We start from the raw sequence: 16234 nt of genomic DNA, 5'->3' as shown, positions 1-16234 counted from the left end.
CACCGAACAGCTCAAGCCAGCATGAGTGCTGGCTTTTTTTTGCCCTCGATTTGACGCGTCAGCCGCCTGGCATACATCCGTGGCGAGGGGATTTATCCCCGATGGGCTGCGAAGCGGCCCCAAAAAGAGGGACTGCTGCGCAGCCCATCGGGGATAAATCCCCTCGCCACAGGTTACTGATCACCCATCAAACAGGCACAAAAAAGCCCGCCATGTTGGCGGGCCATTTGTTTGCAGTCGGTTAGAGCAGGAAGATCGTCGCCAACCCCAGGAAGATAAAGAAACCACCACTGTCGGTCATTGCGGTGATCATGACGCTGGCACCCATTGCCGGGTCGCGCCCCATCTTCGCCAGCGTCATCGGGATCAATACCCCCATCAACGCCGCCAGTAGCAAGTTGAGGGTCATCGCCGCTGTCATCACCACACCCAGCGACCAGCTGCCATAAAGCAGGTAAGCGACCACACCGATCACTCCGCCCCAGACCAGACCGTTGATCAGGGCCACCGCCAGCTCTTTGCGCATCAGGCGCGACGTATTGCCGGTGCTGACCTGGTCGAGCGCCATGGCACGTACGATCATGGTGATCGTCTGGTTACCGGAGTTGCCACCGATACCCGCCACGATCGGCATCAACGCCGCGAGCGCTACCAGCTTCTCGATCGAACCTTCAAACAGACCGATCACCCGGGACGCGACGAACGCGGTGATCAGGTTGATCGCCAGCCACGCCCAACGGTTACGCAGCGATTTCCACACCGAGGCGAAGATATCTTCCTCTTCACGCAGACCCGCCATGTTGAGGACTTCGCTTTCGCTCTCCTCACGAATCAGGTCGACCATCTCGTCGATGGTCAGACGGCCGATCAGCTTGCCGTTCTTGTCGACCACCGGGGCGGAGATCAAGTCATAACGTTCGAACGCCTGAGCGGCGTCGTAGGCATCTTCGTCCGGGTGGAAACTCACCGGATCGCTGGCCATCACTTCAGAAACCTGTTTGTCCGGGTCGTTGACCAGCAAACGCTTGATCGGCAGCACGCCCTTGAGCACACCGTCGTAGTCGACCACGAACAGTTTATCGGTATGACCGGGAAGCTCTTTGAGACGGCGCAGATAGCGCAGAACCACTTCGAGGCTGACATCCTCCCGGATGGTCACCATCTCGAAGTCCATCAGCGCACCGACCTGCTCCTCGTCATAGGACAAGGCCGAACGCACGCGCTCACGCTGCTGGTTATCCAGACTCTCCATCAGCTCATGGACGACGTCTCGCGGCAGCTCGGAAGCCAGGTCAGCAAGTTCGTCGGCATCCATGTCCTTGGCGGCTGCCAGGAGCTCGTGATCGTCCATGTCGGCGATCAGTGTTTCACGGACCGAATCGGATACTTCGAGAAGAATGTCGCCGTCGCGGTCAGCCTTGACCAGTTGCCAGAGCGTCAGACGATCGTCCAGCGGCAAGGCTTCGAGAATGTAAGCGACGTCGGCGGAGTGCAGATCATCGAGCTTGCGTTGCAGCTCGACGAGATTTTGCCGGTGAACCAGATTTTCAACCCGGTCGTGATGCGCGCCTTCCTGGCGATGAGTCAGGTCTTCGACGACCCGTTGGCGCTGCAGCAGCTCAACGACTTGAGCCAGGCGATCCTGCAGGCTTTCCTGTGTTTTCTTTACTTCGATTTCAGACATAGGCGAACTCCACTCCCAGCAGCGGGGCACGCCGGAAGGATCAATCAGTCAATTCATGATTGGTGAAACGGGGTACTGAGTAACTACTGGGTAAGTCCATGGAGGTTTTCCATAAGCCCCGGCGGGGCTGACGGGCGCAATGATACACCGCCTGACGGTTTTAAACGTTAAAAAATCGTGGCCGAAACAAGCGCTTGCGAAACAAACCTGAGCGCTGTCCTGATCCATGCAGATGCGACGACTCATCCTGAAAAGAAAACACACGAGCAGTGAAAAATGTAGCGACTACCCTTGAGCATAGATCGTCATGGAGGACGTCGAATGCCATCGAAAACATCCCGTTTTGTACTGAGCAGTCTGCTCTGCCTGCCGCCCGCCGGGGCTGCCACCACCCTTCACCGTTGCGAGGCTGCTGACGGCAGCATCACGTTCACATCGATGAGTTGCGCGAGCGGCGAACGGCGTTCAGTACAGGAAGTTCACCCTTACCTGCCCGGCTCGGTCGTGGCGATCATGCCGGAGCACAACCACGAAGAAATATCCGCTATGAAAACCAATGGCCGAGAATCAGGCGTCGTCGGCCGCACAGAAGATCAATGCGGAAATCTGATCGACGCCAGGCAACGCCGGGAAGCGATCATCAATCGCCGCATCATTGCCGGCATGAGTCAGCAGGATGTCGAGAGCGCGCTGGGCAAACCGGACAAGGTGAATATTCGGACTTCGACGACGAGCTACCGGTATGACCTCAAACGAGGCCGAAGTGCTCAAGTCGATTTTGATGAGAGAGGATGCGTGAAAGGAAAAGTCAAATCCCGGACAGCAAAAAGCCCGCGTTAAACGCGGGCTTTTCGGTATATGGTGCACTCGACAGGATTCGAACCTGTGACCGCTCGGTTCGTAGCCGAGTACTCTATCCAGCTGAGCTACGAGTGCATCTTGTGTTTTTAGACCAGACCACAACTGGCTGAAGCCAAGTTACCTGCATTACTGCAAACAACTCTTAAATGGTGCACTCGACAGGATTCGAACCTGTGACCGCTCGGTTCGTAGCCGAGTACTCTATCCAGCTGAGCTACGAGTGCATTTGTGTTTGATAGACCAGATCACACCTGGTTTAAGCCAAGTCATTTACATTGCTGTAACTGACTCTTAAATGGTGCACTCGACAGGATTCGAACCTGTGACCGCTCGGTTCGTAGCCGAGTACTCTATCCAGCTGAGCTACGAGTGCATTTTGTTGCGCCGCATTATAGCCCGTTTAATCTCTATTCCAACCACTTTTTCTAGTAATTTCAACAACTTACCGAAAAAGCCAGATTACAACGTACTAAGCAAATAATGGCGGAGAACGGGGGATTCGAACCCCCGACACCCTTTTGAGGTGTACTCCCTTAGCAGGGGAGCGCCTTCGGCCACTCGGCCAGCTCTCCGCAACACGGGGCGTATCTTAACCAACCTTTTCCCCGTTTGCAAACATAAAAATCGATAAAAATTAATGGCTTGGTTCTTCGTCCTTCTCTTTCTTTATACGCAGGTAAATTTCCTCACGGTGTACGGCAACCTCTTTCGGAGCGTTCACACCGATGCGCACTTGATTTCCTTTAACGCCGAGCACGGTCACGGTGATTTCGCCATCACCGATAATCAGGCTTTCTGCGCACCGACGAGTCAGAATCAGCATACCTTTCTCCTCACGCAATTCAGTTCAGGGACAACAGTCTGCAAAAAAAAGGCACCCGACCTACAACCGGAGCGATCGTAGCCCTACATGCCTGAGTATTGACCAGCGCGAGCAAAAGAACAGTTCAGGGCTCGCGCCATTCAAAAAATAAAGGGCGCGGTCAAACCGCGCCCTTCAGTGAAGCGGGATCACTCACCCTGACGGGCAGGCGCATCCAGTTCGAAAGCCGTGTGCAGCGCGCGCACGGCCAATTCCAGGTACTTCTCTTCGATCACTACGGAAACCTTGATTTCCGACGTCGAGATCATCTGGATGTTGATGCTTTCCTTTGCCAGGGATTCGAACATGCGGCTGGCCACGCCTGCGTGGGAACGCATGCCGACGCCGACGATCGAGACCTTGGCAATCTTGGTGTCGCCAACCACTTCACGGGCACCGATCTCGCGAGCGGTGTTTTCCAGCACGGTCTGTGCGGCCTGATAGTCGTTGCGGTGCACGGTGAAGGTGAAGTCGGTGGTGTTATCGTGCGCAACGTTCTGCACGATCATGTCGACTTCGATGTTCGCGGCACTGATCGGGCCGAGAATCTTGAACGCCACACCCGGGGTGTCTGGCACGCCACGGATGGTCAGCTTGGCTTCATCGCGGTTGAAAGCGATGCCGGAAATGATCGGCTGTTCCATGGTTTCCTCTTCATCAATAGTAATGAGGGTGCCCGGACCCTCCTTGAAGCTGTGCAGTACGCGCAGCGGTACGTTGTACTTGCCGGCGAATTCCACCGCACGGATCTGCAACACCTTGGAACCGAGGCTGGCCATTTCCAGCATCTCTTCGAAGGTGATCTTGTCCAGACGCTGAGCGACCGGCACCACACGCGGGTCAGTGGTGTAGACACCATCGACGTCGGTGTAGATCTGGCATTCATCGGCTTTCAGCGCCGCCGCCAGTGCCACACCCGTAGTGTCGGAACCGCCGCGACCGAGGGTGGTAATGTTGCCGTGCTCGTCGACGCCTTGGAAACCGGCGACAACAACAACGCGACCTGCTTTCAGATCACCACGAATCTTCTGGTCATCAATCTGCAAGATACGCGCTTTATTATGCGCACTGTCCGTCAGGATCCGCACCTGATTACCGGTGTACGACACCGCCGGTACACCGCGCTTGATCAGCGCCATGGCCAACAGGGCAATCGTCACCTGCTCACCGGTGGAAACGATCACGTCCAGTTCACGCGGAACCGGTTGAGTGTCGCCACTGATTTGCTTGGCCAGATCGATCAGACGGTTGGTTTCGCCGCTCATTGCAGACAGCACAACCACCAGGTCATCGCCGGCATCGCGGAATTTCTTAACCTTGTCGGCGACCTGCTCGATTCTCTCGACAGTGCCGACCGAGGTGCCTCCAAATTTCTGTACGATCAAAGCCATTTCAAAGCCGCCTCTGCCCATGAAGGGCGCCCAATAATCACTCAAACAGCCGCCGGGCCCGCCACTAGACTGCGGGCCCGACAGACCGTCTTATAAACCCTGCTCGACGAATGGAACGGTCAGCGCCAGTGCGCCATCCAGCGCGCCGGCATCAACACCACCGCCCTGCGCCATGTCCGGACGACCACCGCCCTTCCCGCCCACCGCCGCAGCAGCCTGTTTCATCAAATCACCGGCTTTGAGTTGGCCAGTCAGGTCTTTGGTTACGCCTGCAACCAGAACGACCTTTTCCTCATGGACACTGCCGAGCAGGATCACTGCGCGGCCGAGTTTGTTTTTCAGCTGATCGACCAGCGCCAGCAGCGCCTTGCCGTCCTGACCATCCAGACGTGCGGCCAGAACCTTCACGTCTTTGACGTCGACTGCCGAGTTCGACAGATCGTCGCCCGCAGCGCTGGCAGCCTTGGCCTGCAATTGCTCCAGTTGCTTTTCCAGCGCACGGTTGCGCTCCAGCACTGCCGACAGCTTGTCGATCAGGTTTTCACGGCTGCCCTTGACCAGGCTGGCCGCTTCCTTGAGTTGTTCTTCCGCAGCGTTCAAGTACGCCAATGCTGCTGCACCGGTAACGGCTTCGATACGACGCACGCCCGAAGCCACACCGCCTTCGCTGATGATTTTCAGCAGGCCGATGTCGCCGGTACGGTTGGCGTGGATACCGCCGCACAGCTCGACGGAGAAATCCCCGCCCATGCTCAGCACGCGCACGTTGTCGCCGTATTTCTCGCCGAACAGCGCCATGGCGCCTTTGTTCTTGGCGGTTTCGATGTCGGTCTCTTCGGTTTCAACCTCGGAGTTCTTGCGAATCTCGGCGTTGACGATGTCTTCCAGCGCCTTGATTTGCTCAGGCTTGATCGCTTCAAAGTGGCTGAAGTCGAAACGCAGACGCTGGCTATCCACCAACGAACCCTTCTGCTGAACGTGCTCGCCCAACACCTGACGCAATGCTGCGTGCAACAAGTGAGTGGCCGAGTGGTTCAACGAAGTGGCGTGACGCACTTCGGCATCAACGTGGGTTTCCACTGGCGCGCCGATGGTCAGGCTGCCGGAATCCAGCACGCCGTGGTGCAGGAATGCGCCGCCGGTCTTGGTGGTGTCGCGCACATCGAAACGTGCGTTGCCTGCCTGAAGGAAACCGCAGTCACCGATCTGGCCGCCGGATTCAGCGTAGAACGGCGTCTGGTTCAGCACGATCACCGCCTCTTCGCCTTCATTCAAGACGTCGACCGACTGGCCATCTTTATAGATGGCGACAATTTTTGCCGAACCGCTGGTGTCGGTGTAACCGGTGAACTCGGTGGCCACATCAACCTTGACCAGCGTGTTGTAGTCCAGACCGAACGAGCTGGCCGAACGCGCACGAACACGCTGAGCTTCCATTTCACGCTCGAAGCCGACTTCGTCAACGGTCAGGCCGCGCTCGCGAGCGATGTCTGCGGTCAGGTCCATCGGGAAACCGTAGGTGTCGTAGAGTTTGAACACCACGTCGCCCGGCACCACGGTGCCTTTGAGTTCTGCCAGATCCTGCTCGAGAATCTTCAGGCCGTGCTCCAGCGTCTTGGAGAACTGTTCTTCTTCGGCCTTGAGCACGCGCTCGATGTTGCTTTGCTGCTTCTTCAGTTCCGGGAAGGCTTCGCCCATCTCGGCAACCAGCGCGGCAACGATCTTGTAGAAGAAGCTGCCAGTGGCGCCCAGCTTGTTACCGTGACGGCAGGCGCGACGGATGATCCGACGCAGCACATAACCGCGACCTTCGTTGGACGGCAGCACACCGTCGGCAATCAGGAAACCGCACGAACGGATGTGGTCGGACACTACTTTCAGCGAAGACTGATCGCCATTTTCGCAACCGATTGCCTCGGCCGAAGCCTTCAGCAGGCTCTTGAACAGGTCAATGTCATAGTTGGAATTGACGTGCTGCATCACCGCACTGATCCGCTCCAGGCCCATGCCGGTGTCGACCGACGGCGCTGGCAACGGATGCAACACGCCATCGGCGGTGCGGTTGAACTGCATGAACACGTTGTTCCAGATCTCGATGTAACGGTCTCCATCTTCTTCCGGCGAGCCCGGCGGGCCGCCCCAGATGTGGTCGCCGTGATCGTAGAAAATCTCGGTGCATGGGCCGCACGGGCCGGTATCGCCCATGGTCCAGAAGTTGTCGGAAGCGTACGGCGCGCCTTTGTTGTCGCCGATACGGATCATGCGCTCGACCGGCACACCGATTTGCTGGGTCCAGATGTCATACGCTTCGTCGTCGGAGGCATAGACTGTGACCCAGAGTTTTTCCTTCGGCAGTTTCAGAACGCCGGTCAGGAAGGTCCAGGCAAAGGTGATCGCGTCGTGCTTGAAATAGTCACCGAAGCTGAAGTTACCGAGCATTTCGAAGAACGTGTGGTGACGAGCGGTATAACCGACGTTTTCCAGGTCGCTGTTCTTGCCACCGGCACGCACGCATTTCTGGCTGCTGGTCGCACGGGTGTATGCACGTTTTTCCTGGCCCAGGAAGCAGTCCTTGAACTGGTTCATCCCCGCGTTAGTGAACAGCAGGGTTGGGTCGTTGCCCGGAATCAAAGAGCTGGAGGCTACACGGGTGTGGCCTTGCTCTTCGAAGAAGCGAAGGAAGGCTTCACGGATTTCTGCGCTTTTCATAGGTTCTTCCACGGAGGCTGCGGCCAAAGGCCTGTTCGAAACGTCAACAGACGAAGCGACGGCAAAGGGCCGCATTATATCGGCCCTGCGCGCGGGGTACAGCGTGTTTATACGATAGAAACGGTCAATTGGACGGCTAACGCTGTCACTTGCGCGAAAACTCGACGAATGTCGCGATCACTTGCTCGATTTGCGAACGATTGACGTCCATGTGCGTGACCATGCGCAGACGGGCGGCAGCGCTCAACTTGATCCCGCGTTCAGCGGCAAACGCCTTGAGCGCCTCGGCCTTGTCGCCCATTTGCACATAAACCATGTTGGTCTGCACCGGTTCGACGCTGAAGCCGGCATCTCGCAGACCTTCGGCGAGAAACTGCGCGTTGGCGTGGTCATCGGCCAGACGTTCGACATTGTGATCCAGCGCGTACAACCCCGCCGCTGCCAGCAAACCGGCCTGACGCATACCGCCACCGACCATCTTGCGCAGACGCCGCGCCTTGCCGATCAACTCGACCGAACCGCAGAGCACCGAGCCAACCGGAGCGCCGAGCCCTTTGGACAGGCACACCGACACCGAATCGAAATACTGAGTGATCTCACGGGCATCAACACCGAGTTTGACCGCCGCGTTGTAGAGGCGCGCGCCGTCCAGGTGCAGTTGCAGTCCATTGTCCTGAGTGAATTTGCGCGCCCGCGCCAGATACTCCAGCGGCAGCACTTTGCCTTGCATGGTGTTTTCCAGCGCCAGCAGGCGAGTCCGGGCGAAATGGAAGTCATCCGGTTTGATCGCCGCAGCAACCTGATCCAGATCCAGAGAACCATCGGCCTGCACTTCCAGCGGCTGCGGCTGAATCGAACCAAGCACCGCCGCACCACCGCCCTCGTACTTATAGGTATGCGCCTGCTGGCCGACGATGTACTCATCACCGCGCTCGCAGTGGGCCATCAAACCGAGCAGGTTGCTCATGGTGCCGGTCGGAACGAACAGCGCAGCGGCGAAACCCAGCCGTTTTGCCAGTTCGGCTTCCAGACGATTGACCGTCGGATCTTCGCCGTACACGTCATCACCGGTGTCGGCGGCGGTCATCGCCGCGAGCATGGCAGGGGACGGTTGGGTAACGGTGTCGCTGCGAAGATCGATAACGCTCATGAACCTGGCCTCAAAGTCAGCAGGGGAAATCCCTTTACGAAGGTCAATTACTGCGGTCATCGCGTCGATTTATCAACCCTTGGCGCAGGAAAACACCTTACCAGCGTTCAAAAATCTCGATAGCAATCATCAGAAAGGCGCAATGCACAGACACACAATCTGTGTTAAAAACGCTGCGCCGCCGAAAAAAGGGCGGCGAAAACGTTCTCAGGGCGGGGTGTAATTCCCCACCGGCGGTAATTGCGCGCAATGCGCATAGCCCGCGAGCGCTTGGCGACGTACACGGCTTTCGGCAGTGGACGGCGGCAAGGTCAGCAGACCCGGTGTGATTCCGGGGCCGACGGTCATAGTCCGGATGAAGAGAGAACGGGATTAACGCCAAAGGGCCGTCCGCGCGCTTCTGCGCTCGTGCGTACCCTTGAATCCCTTTCGATTCATAACGCCCTGTTTTTCACACAAACAGGAGTCAGAACATGCAACCCACCGCTATCGACAGCAAAAGCAAACACCCACACGGCGAGCGCGTTGCGTTCATCCAGGCCTGCTGGCACAAGGAAATCGTCGACCAGAGCCGTAAAGGCTTCCTCGCCGAAATGCTTGCCCAGGGTTATCAGGAATCGGACATCGATTTCTTCGAAGTCGGCGGCGCCTTTGAAATGCCCCTGCACGCCAAACTGCTGGCCAAGACCGGTCGTTATGCTGGCATCGTCGCGGCAGCCCTGGTGGTGGACGGCGGCATCTACCGTCACGAATTCGTCGCCCAGTCGGTGGTCAGCGGCCTGATGCAGGTGCAGCTGGAAACCGAAGTGCCGGTGTTCTCGGTGTCCCTGACGCCACACCACTTCCATGCCGGCGAAGAACATTACAAATTCTTCTTCGAGCATTTTGTGCACAAGGGTCAGGAAGCGGCGAAGACGTGCGCGGATACGCTGCAGAAGGTGCGTGCATTGCGCCGCACTGAGCCGCGTGCGGTAGCAGTCTGATCACGGAACCAAAACTGTAGGAGTGAGCCTGCTCGCGATAGCGCAGTGTCAGTCAACATCTGTAGTGACTGATGCATTGCAATCGCGAGCAGGCTCACTCCTACATTGGTTTTGCGGTGAGGTCAGGCGAGGTTTTCGTCGGTGGTCGGGACAATCAGGATGCCCGCGCGCAGGCCGTTCTTGACCTTCGGATTGGGGAAGATGATCCGAGCGCCCTGCTCTTCGATGATCCAGCGGGTATTGGCCAGATCTTCGGCCAGCACATACCCCATCTCCAGCTCGGAAAAGTTCTCGATGTCCTGTGGCAGGTTCAAGCGGAAGGCATCGCTGTGCTTGATGATTTCCCGGGCGACGCTGAATAACTGCAAACCGTCCAGGCCCGCCTCGGCCATCTCCGGCTCGTTGCCTTCAATGATCTGCTTCAGACGGGTTTCCAGCAGCGACACATTGACCCCGTCGTTCTGCCCGAACGGCCGTGCCTTGCCCAATTCCAGCGTGAAGGACTCGGCATCGAGCTTGTCGTAGGTGTACGAGCTGAACACGATCGACGGCTTGTTCTGCAACAGCACCGCTTCCATGCCCGCTGCACGCAGGCGTGCCAGTTCCCGGCGGGAATGCTGGCGACCTTCTTTCCACGGATACAAGGCGAACTGCTCGATCTTCGAGCCGCGAATCGCGGTGTGCAGGTCGTAGTGCAGACGCTGGCGATCCGGCAGGCTGAAGAAACTCGCCGCCAGGCGCTCCAGCTCACAGGCGCGCAGTGCTTCGCTGCCACTGCTTTGTTCGTGACGACCGTTAAACAGTCGATTGACGTCCTGCTCGATGAAACGCTCGCCTTTGCGAATCGCCTCGGGGTTGCCGAACAGGAACAGAATGCGTGCGCGCGGCTTCAGATCGCCACGAGCGATGTCGTGCAGCAGCCGGTCGAGCAATTCGATCGGTGCTGTTTCGTTGCCGTGGATGCCTGCCGACAGCAGTAGATCCAGGCCATTGTCGCGAGCTTCCGGGGGCCGGACTTCCAGCGCCCCTTCGCTCAACCAGCGCATGCGCACGCCTTCGACAGTCAGTTGAGTCTTCTCCGCCGGTTCGCGGCCGGCGAGGGTCAGTTCAAGCAGTTTGCCGAGGGCGAGCATAGAGCGGTTTCCTTAGTGATCGTGGTTGCAATCCGGGCCGTGCACGTGGTCTTCGTCGTCGCCGACGTCAGCCGGTTCCATTTCCAGTTGCAGACTTACCAGATTAGTCGCCAATGGGCGCAGCAGCAGGTTGGCGTATTCCGCGTCACCTTCTTCAACGTCCACGCCGATCAGCAGTTGGCCACGGCCGTCCTGCTGGATCCACAGCTCTTTGCCTTGCCACATGACCGCGACGCGGGTGCACGAGGTTTGCAGTTGCGTGCCGTCGGTGTCTTCAAGGATCAGCTGCAGGGAATCGCTCATGTTTTTACTCTCTTGGGGAGACAAACCGCGTGCCGCGTTCAGGCGACGCGCCGGCCATCAATTGATCTGGAATGGATAAACCGCGCCCAGTTTAAGGATTTGCGTCAGTTCATCCAGTGCCGTCCGGCATTCAAGCAGCAACTGCGGGTCCGCCAGATCGGTTTCGCTCAGGCGGTCGCGGTAGTGCTTTTCAACCCATGCGGTCAACGAACCGTACAACGGGGCCGTCATGATAACCCCTGGATTGACCGCCGCCAGTTCAGTTTCGTTAAGCGCGACGCGCAGTCGCAGGCACGCCGGGCCACCGCCGTTCTGCATGCTTTGCTTGAGATCGAAAACCTTAACTTCGCGGATCAGACCGCCGGAGCTGGTCAGGCTTTGCAGGTAAGCCCACACACGCTCGTTGGCCTGGCATTCTTGCGGCACGATCAGCAGCATCGAACCGTCAGGACGCGACAGCAACTGGCTGTTGAACAGGTAGGAACGCACCGCGTCATCCACGGTGACCGCCGAACGCGGCACGCAGATCGACTGGAAGTTACCGCCGACTTTGGCGAGCTTGCCTTGCAGCTCTGCCAGCATCTGTTCGGTGTCGAGGAACGCGTCCTCGTGATAGAACAGCGCCTCGCCGTTACCCACGGCGATCACGTCGTTGTGGAACACGCCCTGATCGATCACATTCGGATTCTGCTGGGCGTAAACCACGCCTTCGTCACGCAGACCGTGCAGACGCGCAACCGCTTGCGAGGCTTCGAGGGTCTGGCGCGCCGGGTACTTTTGCGGCGCCGGGAAACGATTGTCGAAGGCACTGCGACCGAACACGAAGAACTCGACGCCTGCCTCGCCGTACTCACGGCAGAAACGCGTGTGGTTGGCCGCGCCTTCGTCGCCGAACTGCGCCACCGCCGGCAACGCGGCGTGGTGGGCGAAGTGCTGCTGATTGGCGAACATCGCGCCGAGCACGCGACTGGTGGTCGGGTGCTCGATGCTGCGGTGGTATTTGCAGTTGAGGTTGGCGGCGGTGAAATGCACACGACCGTCAGCGGTGTCGGCACTCGGGCTGACCGTGGCGGCGTTGGCCACCCACATGCTCGACGCCGAGCAACTGGCAACCAGCAACGGCATGGCTTCTTTGGCGGCGCGCTCGATCACTTGAGCGTCGGTGCCGCTGAAACCCAGACGGCGCAGAGCGGCCACGTCCGGACGTTCCTGTGGCGCCAGTACGCCTTGCTGAAAGCCCATTTCCATCAGCGCTTTCATTTTCGCCAGACCTTGCAGCGCCGCTTCCTTCGGGTTCGAGGATTGCTGGCTGTTGCTCTGGGACGCGACGTTGCCGTAGGACAGACCACCGTAGTTATGGGTCGGCCCCACTAGACCGTCAAAATTGACTTCATAGGATTTCATCAGCGAGGCTCCACGAAAATCTGTTGTTATAGGCATCAGTAACAAATAGGTAAGACCGAGGTGCGGCTATCGCGAGCAGGCTCACTCCTACAGGGTTTGTGTCGTACACAAATTGTGTGTCCACCATCAACCTGTAGGAGTGAGCCTGCTCGCGATTGGGCATCACGCCATTTTCACGCCAGGCGTCAGGGCGGCAGGCAGCACCAGGTTCGGTGTTTCCAGCGACGCCACCGGGTACGCGCAGTAATCCGCCGCGTAATAAGCGCTGGCGCGATGGTTGCCGGAAGCACCGACACCGCCGAACGGCGCGCTGCTCGCAGCACCGGTCAGTTGTTTGTTCCAGTTGACGATGCCGGCACGGCTTTCCAGCCAGAACTGCTGGTAACGCGCTTCGGAATCCGACAACAAACCGGCAGCCAGACCAAAAGCGGTGTCGTTGGCTTCAGCAATCGCCGCTTCGAAATCGACGTAGCGAATCACTTGCAACAGCGGGCCGAACAGTTCTTCGTCGGAGCGCTCGGCCACTGCCGTCACATCGACAATGCCCGGCGTCAGCAGCGCGGCTTGCGCCTGCGGCTGAGTCATTGCCAATAACGACACGGCGCCGTTGGCCAACAGATGCGCCTGGGCATCCATCAGCGCTTTCGCCGCACCAAGGGAAATCACCGAGCCCATGAACGGCGCCGGTTGCTGATCAAATGCACCGACTTCAATCGTCGAGCTGACTTCCACCAGACGCTTGAGCAGGCTGTCGCCCCACGCGCCTTGTGGCACCAGCAGACGACGTGCACAGGTGCAGCGCTGACCGGCGGAGATGAACGCCGACTGAATAATCGTGTAAACCGCCGCATCCAGATCAGCGACCTGATCGACTACCAGCGGATTGTTGCCGCCCATTTCCAGCGCCAGAATCTTGTCCGGACGCCCGGCGAATTGCTGGTGCAGATGATTGCCGGTGCGGCTGGAGCCGGTGAAGAACAGACCGTCGATGCCCGGGTTCGCCGCCAGCGCGATGCCGGTTTCGCGTGCGCCTTGCAGCAGGTTGAGGACGCCTGCCGGCAGACCGGCCTCGATCCAGCACTTGACCGTCAGCTCGGCGACTTTCGGGGTCAACTCGCTCGGTTTGAACAGCACGCTGTTACCGGCCAGCAGCGCCGGCACGATGTGGCCGTTGGGCAAGTGGCCGGGGAAGTTGTAAGGACCGAACACCGCCACCACGCCGTGCGGCTTGTGGCGCAACACGGCGGTGGCGTCGCCCAGCGGGCCGCTCTTCTCACCGGTACGCTCGCGGTAGCTCTGCACCGAAATCGCGATCTTGTTGACCATGCTGGTGACTTCGGTCGCGGCTTCCCACAGTGGTTTGCCGGTTTCCTCACCGATGGCGCGGGCCAGTTCGTCGGCGTGGTTTTTCAGCGCGGCGGCGAACGCTTCGAGGACGCTGATGCGCTCTTCCAGGGAACGGCGGGCCCAACCCGGGAATGCCTGACGTGCAGCTTGCACGGCGGATTCGACCTGAGCGGCGGTGGCGCCCTCCCCCGACCACAGCACTTGCTGGGTCACCGGGTTCAGCGATTGAAAGGCTTCGCCCTGACCGGCCAGCCACTCACCTGCGATGTATAGCGAATTCATTATTTCGACTCCCGGGCAGCAGACAACGCCACGGCGCGCACTTGATCGCCAGCGTTGAGTTGAAGACGTTTGGCGGTTTGCGGATCAACCACCAGCGTACCGGCGGCCAGACGCGCCGGAGCGGCAGTGATGCGGCAGTCTTCGCGCTTGCGGTTATGGATGATGAACGGCGTGGCGTCGTCACCCGGCGTGCCCACGGCCAGCACCAGCGCTTCACTGTCACGCACTGCGCGGATCTTGCTGGTTTCGCATTCGATTGCAGGACCGGCGTCGAAGATGTCGACGTAGCCTTGATAGCTGAAACCTTCGCCCTTGAGCATCGCCAACGCCGGCTCGGTGTCCGGGTGAACCTGACCGATCACGCCACGCGCATCTTCGGAGAGGAAGCAGGTGTACAGCGGAAACTTCGGCATCAGTTCAGCGATGAAAGCCTTGTTGCCGACACCAGTCAGGTAATCGGCCTGGCTGAATTCCATCTTGAAGAAATGCCGGCCCAGGCTTTCCCAGAACGGTGAACGCCCGGCTTCATCCGACACACCGCGCATCTCGGCGATGATCTTGTTGCCGAACAGCTCAGGGAATTCAGCGATGAACAGCATCCGCGCCTTGGACAGCATGCGACCGTTGAGGCCGTTGCGGTAATCGGCGTGGAGGAACAGCGAGCACAGTTCAGAGTTGCCGGTCAGGTCGTTGGCGAGAAACAGCGTCGGGATCTCGCGATAAATGTTCAGCTCCTGCGAGGCGCTGACGGTCAGGCCGACACGGAAGTTGTACCAAGGCTCACGCAGACCGACTGCGCCGGCGATGGCGGAAATCCCCACCACGCGACCGTCGTCGTCTTCGAGCACGAACAGGTAGTCCGCATCGCCACGGCCGGCTTCGCCGCGAAAGGTCTTCTCGGCCCAGCCGACCCGGTGGGTCAGGCGCTCTTCGTTGGCCGGCAATGTGGTCAGGCCGGTGCCGGTGCTGCGGGCCAGGTCGATCAGCGCGGATAAATCGCTGCTGCGTACGGGACGAACAATCATGCTATCTCCTCAAACGGGCCGCTCTCGCCACCCGTGAAACTCGCTAAGGCGTTAAACCGCCACCAGGCGCACGCTGGCACCTTCACCGACGCCCAGGGCTTCGGCCGCTTCCAGATCCAGAGTCACCGGTTTGCCCGGCGCGTAATCGAGCTCAAGCAGCACGGCGCGGTAATCCTGCAACTGCGCGTTGGCCACCAGATACTGGCGCCCGGCACCTTTGACCGGCTCACCGATCTTCACTGGCACCACGCGGCTCTGGGCGATCGAACGGATCCCCGAAACACGCGCATGCAGGGTCGGGCCACCGTCGAAGATGTCGATGTAGTGATCGGTTTCGAAGCCTTCGCGCATCAGGATGTCGAAGGTGATCTGCGCACGCGGGTGCACCTGGCCCATCGCTTCTTGAGCGGAGTCCGGCAGCAACGGCACGTAGATCGGGTAATGCGGCATCAGTTCGGCGAGGAACGTACGGCTCTTCAGGCCGCACAGGCGCTCGGCCTCGGCGTAATTGAGGTCGAAGAAGTTGCGACCGATGGCGTCCCAGAACGGCGAGTCACCGTTCTCGTCGCTGTAACCGACGATCTCGGTCACCACTGAATCGGCGAAACGCTCGGGGTGGCTGGCAACGAACAACAGACGGCCACGGGAATTGAGCTCGGACCACGGCGAACCCACCAGTTCGCGCTGCACGTAGAAACTGGTCAGCAAGCTGTTGCCGGTCAGGTCGTGGCACTGCGAAAGCACGTGGATCTTGTTGTGGATCTTCAGCTCGCGGGAGGCGTGGACGAAAGTTTCGTTACGGAAGCTGTAGAACGGCTCCGAGTAACCGGCCGAAGCGACGATGGCCGAGCAGCCGACCAGTTTGCCGGTGGCGCTGTCCTCAAGGACGAAGAAGTAGCTCTCTTCACCGTTGAAGCTCACTTCGGCGGCGAACGAGGCTTCGCTCGCGGCGATCTTGTCGCTCAGGCGTTCCACGTCATCCGGCAAGGAAGTGACACCAATCGGGCTGTCCGCAGCCAGACGCTGTACCTCGCCCAGATCAGCCATTTGCGCAGGGCGCATCACCAGCATGGTGTCACTCCTTTCTCTTATAAATTCAC

General features: G+C 59.1%; 13 protein-coding genes, 4 tRNA genes and 1 riboswitch. Of the genes, 2 read left to right on the top strand and 15 right to left on the bottom strand.

Going from position 1 to position 16234, the window contains the following annotated elements; genetic code table 11:
* Positions 1-241: 241 nt before the first annotated feature.
* A complete protein-coding gene (gene mgtE / locus JFT86_RS14275) occupies positions 242-1684 on the bottom strand; it encodes a magnesium transporter (RefSeq protein ID WP_201237160.1) in 1443 nt (480 codons plus the stop codon).
* A 321-nt stretch (positions 1685-2005) separates the two neighbouring features.
* On the opposite strand from mgtE, the gene JFT86_RS14270 reads away from it, so the two are divergent.
* The gene (locus JFT86_RS14270; protein WP_201237159.1) at positions 2006-2524 is read left to right on the top strand and encodes a cell envelope protein SmpA; all 519 of its coding nucleotides are present in this window, start codon (positions 2006-2008) and stop codon (positions 2522-2524) included.
* Positions 2525-2543: 19 nt separating this feature from the next.
* Here the strand turns inward: JFT86_RS14270 and JFT86_RS14265 are convergent.
* The 8 genes from JFT86_RS14265 to ltaE form a co-directional block, all read right to left on the bottom strand.
* Positions 2544-2620 (bottom strand) — tRNA-Arg (locus JFT86_RS14265).
* Between the two features lie 72 nt (positions 2621-2692).
* Positions 2693-2769: transfer RNA gene (locus JFT86_RS14260), tRNA-Arg, on the bottom strand.
* Positions 2770-2841: 72 nt separating this feature from the next.
* Positions 2842-2918, bottom strand: a tRNA-Arg gene (locus JFT86_RS14255).
* Positions 2919-3026: 108 nt separating this feature from the next.
* Positions 3027-3117: transfer RNA gene (locus JFT86_RS14250), tRNA-Ser, on the bottom strand.
* A gap of 62 nt (positions 3118-3179) precedes the next feature.
* Positions 3180-3368 carry a carbon storage regulator CsrA gene (csrA, locus tag JFT86_RS14245; RefSeq protein ID WP_002554426.1) on the bottom strand — a complete coding sequence of 63 codons (189 nt, stop codon included), beginning with the start codon at positions 3366-3368 and terminating at the stop codon, positions 3180-3182.
* Positions 3369-3556: 188 nt separating this feature from the next.
* Positions 3557-4798 carry an aspartate kinase gene (locus JFT86_RS14240; protein WP_007919332.1) on the bottom strand — a complete coding sequence of 414 codons (1242 nt, stop codon included), beginning with the start codon at positions 4796-4798 and terminating at the stop codon, positions 3557-3559.
* Positions 4799-4888: 90 nt separating this feature from the next.
* Positions 4889-7507 carry an alanine--tRNA ligase gene (gene alaS, locus JFT86_RS14235; protein ID WP_201237158.1) on the bottom strand — a complete coding sequence of 873 codons (2619 nt, stop codon included), beginning with the start codon at positions 7505-7507 and terminating at the stop codon, positions 4889-4891.
* A 145-nt stretch (positions 7508-7652) separates the two neighbouring features.
* A complete protein-coding gene (ltaE, locus tag JFT86_RS14230; RefSeq protein ID WP_201237157.1) occupies positions 7653-8657 on the bottom strand; it encodes a low-specificity L-threonine aldolase in 1005 nt (334 codons plus the stop codon).
* A gap of 199 nt (positions 8658-8856) precedes the next feature.
* A riboswitch (FMN riboswitch) is annotated at positions 8857-9029 on the top strand.
* Between the two features lie 101 nt (positions 9030-9130).
* Here ltaE and JFT86_RS14225 point away from each other — a divergent pair.
* A complete protein-coding gene (locus JFT86_RS14225) occupies positions 9131-9640 on the top strand; it encodes a 6,7-dimethyl-8-ribityllumazine synthase (protein WP_201237156.1) in 510 nt (169 codons plus the stop codon).
* A gap of 122 nt (positions 9641-9762) precedes the next feature.
* Here JFT86_RS14225 and astE read toward each other — a convergent pair whose 3' ends face one another.
* The 6 genes from astE to aruF form a co-directional block, all read right to left on the bottom strand.
* Positions 9763-10773 carry a succinylglutamate desuccinylase gene (astE, locus tag JFT86_RS14220; protein WP_201237155.1) on the bottom strand — a complete coding sequence of 337 codons (1011 nt, stop codon included), beginning with the start codon at positions 10771-10773 and terminating at the stop codon, positions 9763-9765.
* Positions 10774-10785: 12 nt separating this feature from the next.
* On the bottom strand, positions 10786-11076 hold the full coding sequence (locus JFT86_RS14215) for a hypothetical protein (protein WP_016983958.1): 291 nt from the start codon (positions 11074-11076) through the stop codon (positions 10786-10788).
* A 57-nt stretch (positions 11077-11133) separates the two neighbouring features.
* Positions 11134-12480 carry an N-succinylarginine dihydrolase gene (astB, locus tag JFT86_RS14210; protein WP_201237154.1) on the bottom strand — a complete coding sequence of 449 codons (1347 nt, stop codon included), beginning with the start codon at positions 12478-12480 and terminating at the stop codon, positions 11134-11136.
* Between the two features lie 162 nt (positions 12481-12642).
* Positions 12643-14112 (bottom strand): succinylglutamate-semialdehyde dehydrogenase, encoded by a 1470-nt coding sequence (gene astD / locus JFT86_RS14205; RefSeq protein WP_201238601.1) that lies wholly within the window; start codon positions 14110-14112, stop codon positions 12643-12645.
* A complete protein-coding gene (gene astA / locus JFT86_RS14200; RefSeq protein ID WP_201237153.1) occupies positions 14109-15134 on the bottom strand; it encodes an arginine N-succinyltransferase in 1026 nt (341 codons plus the stop codon). The genes astD and astA overlap by 4 nt, the downstream gene beginning before the upstream one ends.
* 51 nt (positions 15135-15185) lie before the next feature.
* On the bottom strand, positions 15186-16205 hold the full coding sequence (gene aruF, locus JFT86_RS14195) for an arginine/ornithine succinyltransferase subunit alpha (RefSeq protein WP_016983955.1): 1020 nt from the start codon (positions 16203-16205) through the stop codon (positions 15186-15188).
* Positions 16206-16234 lie beyond the last annotated feature (29 nt).

The organism is Pseudomonas sp. TH06 (assembly GCF_016651305.1).
In the GTDB taxonomy this organism is placed as follows: Bacteria; Pseudomonadota; Gammaproteobacteria; order Pseudomonadales; family Pseudomonadaceae; genus Aquipseudomonas.
The sequence above is the reverse complement of the archived record's forward strand: the minus strand, read 5'-3'. Positions and strand labels throughout refer to the sequence as shown.